Annotated in this window: 5 protein-coding genes and 1 pseudogene; all 6 read left to right on the top strand. The window is 71.9% G+C overall.

Going from position 1 to position 7,524, the window contains the following annotated elements; all coding sequences use genetic code 11:
• A partial coding sequence (locus AC2W7J_RS13560; protein WP_485983020.1) for a lysoplasmalogenase family protein occupies positions 1-317 on the top strand: 317 nt, incomplete at its 5' end.
• A gap of 70 nt (positions 318-387) precedes the next feature.
• Positions 388-2,664: a hypothetical protein gene (locus AC2W7J_RS13565; protein ID WP_485983022.1), complete on the top strand. Its 2,277-nt coding sequence runs from the start codon at positions 388-390 to the stop codon at positions 2,662-2,664.
• Positions 2,664-3,548 carry an SDR family NAD(P)-dependent oxidoreductase gene (locus tag AC2W7J_RS13570; protein ID WP_255183797.1) on the top strand — a complete coding sequence of 295 codons (885 nt, stop codon included), beginning with the start codon at positions 2,664-2,666 and terminating at the stop codon, positions 3,546-3,548. Before AC2W7J_RS13565 ends, AC2W7J_RS13570 begins: the two co-directional genes overlap by 1 nt.
• Positions 3,545-4,081 carry a carboxymuconolactone decarboxylase family protein gene (locus AC2W7J_RS13575; protein WP_485983024.1) on the top strand — a complete coding sequence of 179 codons (537 nt, stop codon included), beginning with the start codon at positions 3,545-3,547 and terminating at the stop codon, positions 4,079-4,081. Before AC2W7J_RS13570 ends, AC2W7J_RS13575 begins: the two co-directional genes overlap by 4 nt.
• A 62-nt stretch (positions 4,082-4,143) precedes the next feature.
• Positions 4,144-4,518, top strand: coding sequence for a hypothetical protein (locus tag AC2W7J_RS13580; protein WP_485983026.1), 375 nt, complete (start codon positions 4,144-4,146; stop codon positions 4,516-4,518).
• Between the two features lie 33 nt (positions 4,519-4,551).
• A pseudogene (locus AC2W7J_RS13585) lies at positions 4,552-7,524 on the top strand (DEAD/DEAH box helicase); the annotation flags it as partial.

Below are 7,524 nucleotides of genomic sequence, written 5' to 3' on the forward strand. Positions count from 1 at the left end.
TGGCCGTCACCGCGGCGACCCTCGCCGGCCTCGCGGTGCTCGACACCGACGGCGGTGCGCCCGACCCGGTGCTCACCGGCTACGGCCTGCTCCTCGGATCGATGTCGGCGTTGGCCATGGGCGACGGTGAGCGTCCGCGCAACGGTCGGGCCGTCGCGCTGGGCGGTGCGCTCTTCCTCGTGTCCGACGCGGCGATCATCGTGGGCCAGCAGTACGCGAAGACCCCTCGGGCGCAGGCGATCTCGTCCGTCGTGATCCTCACGACCTACACGGCAGCGCTGGGCCTGCTCGTCCACGGGCTGCGCGACGAGGGCTGACGTCCACGGCTGCGTGGGGCTGTGGACAACCGACGGGCGGGATGACGGATTTCCGCATACGTTCGTGGACATGGGGACACCACGACACCTGACTGCGGCGATGGCCGCCCTGCTCACGCTCGTACTCGTCGGCTGCACCGACGACTCCCCCGACAAGGACGGGACCGGCACCTCCACCAAGGACGGCTCGCGGACCACGGTCGAGATGACCGAGGTCAAGGGGACCGAGGCCCTCCGGCCCAAGACCACGGTCGTCGGTGGCTGGACCACCGTCGTCTCCGGCAAGCGGTCGGCCGTCGTCGCCGAGCTGACGGGCTCCGACGGCAAACCCACGCAGGTGTACGCCGTGGACCCGCAGACCCGCAGCCGGACAGCCCTCGACGTCACCGCCCCCATCGACTGGGAGCAGGCAGCCAACGACAAGGCTGCGGTCGTCGCGGGTGACGTGTCCACAGACCACAAGCGCACGCCCTTCGTGCGCGTCTCGTCCGACCTGAAGACGTGGCGGGACGTGCCGATCAGCTACCCGGACGCGGGCTGGTCGTTCTCCGAGGTCGGGCTCGACGGTGACGATCCCCTCGTCATCGCGGAGAAGCCCGACGGCAGCGAGGTCCTCATGCGGCGGGACGGCAACGACTGGTCCGTCCACGACATCCCAGCCGCGAAGCGACAGGAGATCTCACCCATCGGTCTCGTCGAGCACCGGGCGGAGCTCGTGCTCCTGGCCTCTGAAGGAAAGCGCGGCGGCGAGTCGGTCACCCGAGTGCTCACCTCCGCGGACGGGGGGAAGACCTGGGATCGTGGTCCACAGCTGCCGGGACCGAAGGGGAGCTACGGCATCGCTGGAGTGGTGAGCACGGGCACGCACCTCGTCGCGACGGGGTGGGCGGACAGGAAGGCCCCGATCGGCACGAGTGGCATGGTCTGGAGCTCTGGGGACGGCAGGTCGTGGAGTCGACAGCGCACCACCCCGATCTCCTGGGCCGACAACGTCCCGGTCACCGAGGACTTCCACCTCTCGGCGCCCTCACTGGTGGGTGGCCGAGCAGTCTTCGACCAGACGTGCGACAGCTGCACGTGGACCACCCGCCACGAGATGTCGGGAGCTGGCAAGCCCGAGGTCACCGACAACCAGAAGCAGATCGAGGCAGCCGGGCCGGACACCGCACAGCTGCCGGGTCGCAGCGCAGGGATCCGTCAGGAGCACGGAACTCTGCGGATCTTCGACGGTGGCCGAGTCCGCGATCTCATCCGGGGTGAGATCCCCGGCGAGGTCCAGCCCGTCGAAAAGGTCGGCGACACGGTGCTCGTGCCCGTCGGCCGCTTCACCTTCACGGCCGAAGACGGCGACAACCAGTGGCACACAATGACCAAGACCACCCCCTTCGTCATCGACGGACGGCTGAAGAAGCAGGAATGGCGCCCGAAGGCCTTGGGGCAGTGGTCCGATCTGGCGACGGCCTCTGACCCCCGCGGCCGGACCACTGTCGCGGCCGGGACACGCTACGACAAGGACTTCTCGGCGGCCACGATGGCCGAGACCAACGGCAGCTGGACGTCGGGCAGCGGGCTGGGCCGCTTCTGGTACGAGTCGGCCCTCGGTGTCGAGTGGGCTGGCGACGCCTTCCGCCTGCGGCTCGAAATCGAGGAGGAAGAGACGAACACGCGCCACCGGCAGGCGCGGCTCTACTCGTCGACCGACGGAGCCTCCTGGACGCTCGACCGAGGCGACTGGACGCGTCACCCGGATTCTGCCTCTGCCATCGAGTCGGTCTGCGAGCTCCGGACGGCACCCCCTTCGCCGTGGGGTCCAGCCAGAGCGACCCCAATGCCGAGAGCGACGCCACGACGTGGACTCACCGGGACGGTCGGTGGAACATCGACGTACCCCGACTCGGAGGCGAGGGCGCCTCCATCTACTCGTGCGCCACGACCGGCGACGTCACCGTCGTCAGCGGATCTGTCGACGGCGACGGCACCGAGTGGACCACCAAGGACGGCAAGACCTTCACCGCCGGCGACCACCTGCCCCGCGGGAGGTATCGCGGCGTCCCCGTCGAGGCCGACGGTGGGCTCGTCGCCCCCGGGTGGCTGGACACCGCCGAGCACACCGGACCCGTGGTGTGGTTCACCCGCGATGGCAAGGCATGGCAGTGGGCCGCCCTCGACATGGCCGACGCGTCCTCGTCCGTCCAGGTCAGGGCGGCGGGCGAGGACGTCTACGCGGTCGTCTCGCAGGCCAGCGGCGACCGGATCTGGACGATCGACGAGATCGCCACGACGAAGGTCACCGGCGACGAGGGCTGAGGGGTCGCGGGACCGGGTGATCATTGTTACCGTCGGGTAATGAGCCTCTCACCCCGCCCGAAGTACACCCCGGCCCTGCGTGGCCGTCGCGTCCTCATCACGGGTGCGGCGCGCGGCATCGGTGCCGGTCTCGCCGACCTGCTCACCGCCCACGGCGCCCGCGTGGCGCTGGCCGGGTTGGAGCCCGACCTGCTCGCCGAGGTGGCGCAGCGCAACCACGCCCCGTGGCGTGAGTGCGACGTCTCCGACCCCGACCAGGTCGACCGTGCCGTCGAGGAGCTCGTCACCGAGCTCGGTGGCCTCGACGTCGTCGTCGCCAATGCCGGCATCGCCAAGCAGCTGCCGATCATCGGCGGTCAGCCCGACGTCATGGAGGCCCACCTGCGGGTCAACACGCTCGGCGTCTTCTACACCCTGCGCGCCGCCGGCCCGCACATCACCCACCCGAGCGGCTACGCCCTGGCCACGGCCTCGCTCGCCGCCGCCGTGCACCTCCCGCTGCTCGGGGCCTACAGCGCGAGCAAGGCGGCCGTCGAGGCGATCGGCAACACCTTCCGCCAGGAGGTCAAGCCCAGCGGGGCCAAGGTCGGCGTCGCGTACTACTCCGAGCTCGCGACCGACATGACCAGCCGGGGCTTCGACACCGTCGCGGGCAAGAAGCTCACCGGCGGTGGCACGGTCAGCGGCGTCGCGCCGGTCGAGGCCGGCCTGCGCGCCCTCGAGCGCGGCATCGCCAAGCGGTCGCGACGCATCGCCGCGCCGGGCTGGGTGCCGCCGGTGGTCCCCCTTCGTCACGTGGCCCAGCGGGTCATCGAGCTCAAGCCGATGCCCGACCTCGAGGAGTCGCTCGAGATCGCCCGCAGCGAGCAGGTCGCCTACACGACCGAGCAGCCGACCGGCACCACCCGGACGCTGGGCTCGTGACCGCGCGGATCGGTCCCGGCAACCTGCGCGAGCTCGGACCGCTGCGGTGGGGCTTCGCCCGGGCCGCCGGCCGGGTCACCGGCACCGAGCCGCCGGCGATCTTCACCACGCTCGGGCGGACCAAAGGTCTCTTCACCGGCTGGCTGCACTTCGCCGGGCGCCTCATGCCCTTCGGCTCCCTGGAGCGAAGGGAGTCGGAGCTGGTGATCCTCACCGTCGCCACCGCACGGGGCTGCGACTACGAGCGCGAGCACCACCGGTTGCTGGGTCAGCGGGCCGGACTGACGTCGGACGAGATCGAGGGGATCCTCGCCGACACGGTCGTCGACTCGCTCTCCCCGCGCGAGCGGGTGCTGCGCGAGAGCGCCCAGACGCTCGTGGCGACGAAGGACCTCGACGATGCGCAGTGGGACCGCCTCAGGTCCGTCGCCAGCGAGCGCGAGTCGATCGAGCTGCTCCTGCTCGTCGGCCACTACGACATGCTCGCGACGACGCTGATGACCCTGCGGCTCGAGCCGGACAGGCACCGCTGAGGGTTGTCCACAGATGTGCGACAGGCCCGGGCGTGTCGGTCCGGGACGCGTATCGTCGAGGGATGACGGCGATGGACCTCGAGCGCAAGGTGCGGCAGCACGACAACGACATCTCGGCGCTCTACACGATGATCGCCGACATCCAGAACACGCAGCGTCGTCACTCCAACCGCTTCGACGAGCTGACCGAGGACGTCGGTGCCCTCGCCGACCGAATGGGCTCGCTGGAGAGCAGGTTCGGCTCCCTGGAGACGAAGGTCGGCTCCCTGGAGACGAAGGTCGGCTCCCTGGAGACGAAGGTGGGCTCGCTCGAGACCAAGGTGGGCTCCTTGGACACGAAGGTCGACTCCTTGGACACGAAGGTCGGCTCCCTCGAGACGAAGGTGGGCTCGCTCGAGACGAAGATCGACCGAGTGATCGACCTCCTGCAGCGCTGACCTGTCGGTGGTCGGTGGCAGGCTGATCCCGACATGGACGACATCCTCGAGAGCTTCTCCCCCGCGACCGCGACGTGGTTCCGCGACAGCTTCGCGGCGCCCACCGACGCCCAGGCGGGCGCGTGGCGGGCGATCAGCGCCGGTAGCCATGCGCTCGTCGTCGCGCCGACGGGCTCGGGCAAGACGCTCTCCGCCTTCCTCTGGGCGCTCGACCGGCTCGCGTCGAGCCCTCCCCGGAGGACCCGCAGGCCCGCTGTCGTGTCCTCTACATCTCGCCGCTCAAGGCGCTGGCCGTCGACGTCGAGCGCAACCTGCGCGCTCCCCTCGTCGGCATCGGGCACGCGGCCGACCGGCTCGGGCTCCCCGCCCCCCAGGTGTCAGTCTCGGTCCGCTCCGGAGACACCCCCGCGAGCGAGCGGCGCGCCTTTGCCAAGGCGCCGACCGACGTCCTCATCACGACCCCCGAGTCGCTCTTCCTCATGCTCACCTCCGGGGTGCGCGATGCCCTGCGCGGGGTCGACACGATCATCATCGACGAGATCCACGCCCTGGCCGGGACCAAGCGGGGCGCCCACCTCGCCCTCTCGCTCGAGCGCCTCGACGCCCTGCTCGAGCAGCCCGCCCAGCGCGTCGGCCTCTCGGCGACGGTGCGTCCGGTCGACGAGGTCGCACGATTCCTCGCCGGTGGCCGACCGGTCGAGATCGTCCAGCCCGAGTCGACGAAGCAGTGGCAGCTCGACGTCGTCGTCCCGGTCGCCGACCTCACCGAGCTCGGCGAGCCGACGGGCGACCTCTCCGGCGCCGCGGCGGGCGAGGAGCGACGGGCGTCGATCTGGCCGCACGTCGAGGAGCGGGTCGTCGACCTCGTCGAGCAGCACGTCGACGTCGTCTTCGTCAACAGCCGCCGCCTCGGCGAGCGGCTCACGGGCCGGCTCAACGAGATCCACGCCGAGCGGGTCGCGCCCCCGGACGCACCGGAGCCGACCGCACCGGCTCGTGCGCCCGCCGAGGTCATGGCCCAGTCGGGCGCCTCGGCCGGCGCACCTCCCGTGCTCGCCCGGGCCCATCACGGCTCGGTGAGCAAGGAGCAGCGCGGCCTCATCGAGGAGGACCTCAAGGCCGGCCGGCTCCCCTGCGTCGTCGCGACGAGCAGCCTCGAGCTCGGCATCGACATGGGGGCCATCGACCTCGTCGTCCAGATCGAGTCGCCGCCCTCGGTGGCCTCCGGCCTCCAGCGCGTCGGCCGCGCCGGCCACCAGGTCGGGGCCGTGAGCCACGGTGTCGTCCTGCCGAAGTTCCGCGGCGACCTCGTCCAGTCCGCCGTCGTCGTCGAGCGGATGCGCGCCGGTGACATCGAAGCCCTCCACGTCCCCGCCAACCCGCTCGACGTCCTCGCCCAGCAGGTCGTCGCGATGTGCGCGCTCGACGACTGGCAGGTCACGGAGGTGGAGGCGCTCGTGCGGCGAGCGGCCCCCTTCGCCTCCCTGCCGACCACCCTCCTGCACGCGACGCTCGACATGCTCGCCGGGCGCTACCCCTCCGAGGACTTCGCCGAGCTGCGGCCACGGATCACGTGGGACCGCGTCGCGGGCACCATCGTCGGGCGACGTGGCGCGCAGCGGCTCGCGGTGACGAGCGGCGGCACGATCCCCGACCGTGGGCTCTACGGCGTCTTCCTCGCGGCCGGCGACGGGCCGGGCCGCCGGGTCGGCGAGCTCGACGAGGAGATGGTCTACGAGTCGCGCGTGGGCGACGTCTTCACGCTCGGCACGAGCAGCTGGCGGATCGAGGACATCACCCACGACCAGGTCGTCGTGACGCCCGCGCCCGGGCAACCCGGTCGGCTGCCCTTCTGGCACGGCGACCAGCTCGGCCGTCCGGCGGAGCTCGGCGCAGCCGTCGGCGCCTTCGTCCGTGAGATCGGTGGTCTCGACGCGAAGGGGGCCCGTGCCCGCCTCGCGCAGGCCGGCCTCGACGCGTGGGCGCGGGACAACCTGCTCGGCTACCTCGACGAGCAGCGCACCGCCACCGGCCACCTGCCCGACGACCGCACGATCGTCGTCGAGCGATTCCGCGACGAGATCGGCGACTGGCGGGTCGCGCTGCACTCCCCCTTCGGCGCGCAGGTCCACGCCCCGTGGGCGCTGGCGATCGCGGGTCGGATGCGCGAGCGCTTCGGCGTGGACGTGCAGGCGATGCACGGCGACGACGGGATCGTGCTGCGCCTGCCCGACGTGGAGTTCGACGACCCGTCCGCGGTGGGAGGACTGCTCCTCGACCTCATCACCTTCGACCCTGCGGACGTCGAGCGGGCGGTCACCGACGAGATCGGCGGCTCGGCGCTCTTCGCAGCCCGCTTCCGCGAGTGCGCCGCGCGCGCCTTGCTGCTCCCCCGGCGGCGCCCCGATCGCCGCCAGCCCCTGTGGCAGCAGCGGCAGCGGGCGGCAGCCCTGCTCGAGGTCGCGAGCGGGCACGCCGACTTCCCGATCGTCCTCGAGGCGGTGCGCGAGTGCCTCCAGGACGTCTTCGACGTGCCGGCCCTCAGCGACCTCATGACCCACGTCGCGGGACGCCGCGTGCGGCTCGTCGACGTCGAGAGCCCGCGCCCCTCCCCCTTCGCCGCGTCGTTGATGTTCGGCTACGTCGCGCAGTTCCTCTACGAGGGCGACTCCCCGCTCGCCGAGCGCCGGGCCGCCGCACTGACGCTCGACCCCAGCCTGCTCGCCGACCTGCTCGGCCGCGGCGAACAGCTCGCGCTGGCCGACCTGCTCGACCCGGCCGCCGTCGAGCGCACAGCCGCGGAGCTGCAGTGCCTCACCCCCGAGCGGGCCGCACGAGACGGCGAGGACCTGCTCGACCTGCTGCGCGTCCTCGGACCGCTGTCGGTCGAGGACCTGCGGGCCGCAGCCGCCTCGACCCCGACGCCATCCGCAGCGCCCTGGCCGACCTCGAGAGCAGCCGTCAGGTCATCCCCGGGTGGCGCATGGCGGGCCGGGACTGCTGGGC

Source organism: Janibacter sp. CFPM2_SD2 (assembly GCF_057364645.1).

Excerpts from the sequence above, each read along its gene's own strand:
- AC2W7J_RS13565 (WP_485983022.1), top strand. The coding sequence starts at position 388 with ATGGGGACACCACGACACCTGACTGCGGCGATGGCCGCCCTGCTCACG.
- AC2W7J_RS13570 (WP_255183797.1), top strand. The coding sequence starts at position 2,664 with ATGAGCCTCTCACCCCGCCCGAAGTACACCCCGGCCCTGCGTGGCCGT.
- AC2W7J_RS13580 (WP_485983026.1), top strand. The coding sequence starts at position 4,144 with ATGACGGCGATGGACCTCGAGCGCAAGGTGCGGCAGCACGACAACGAC.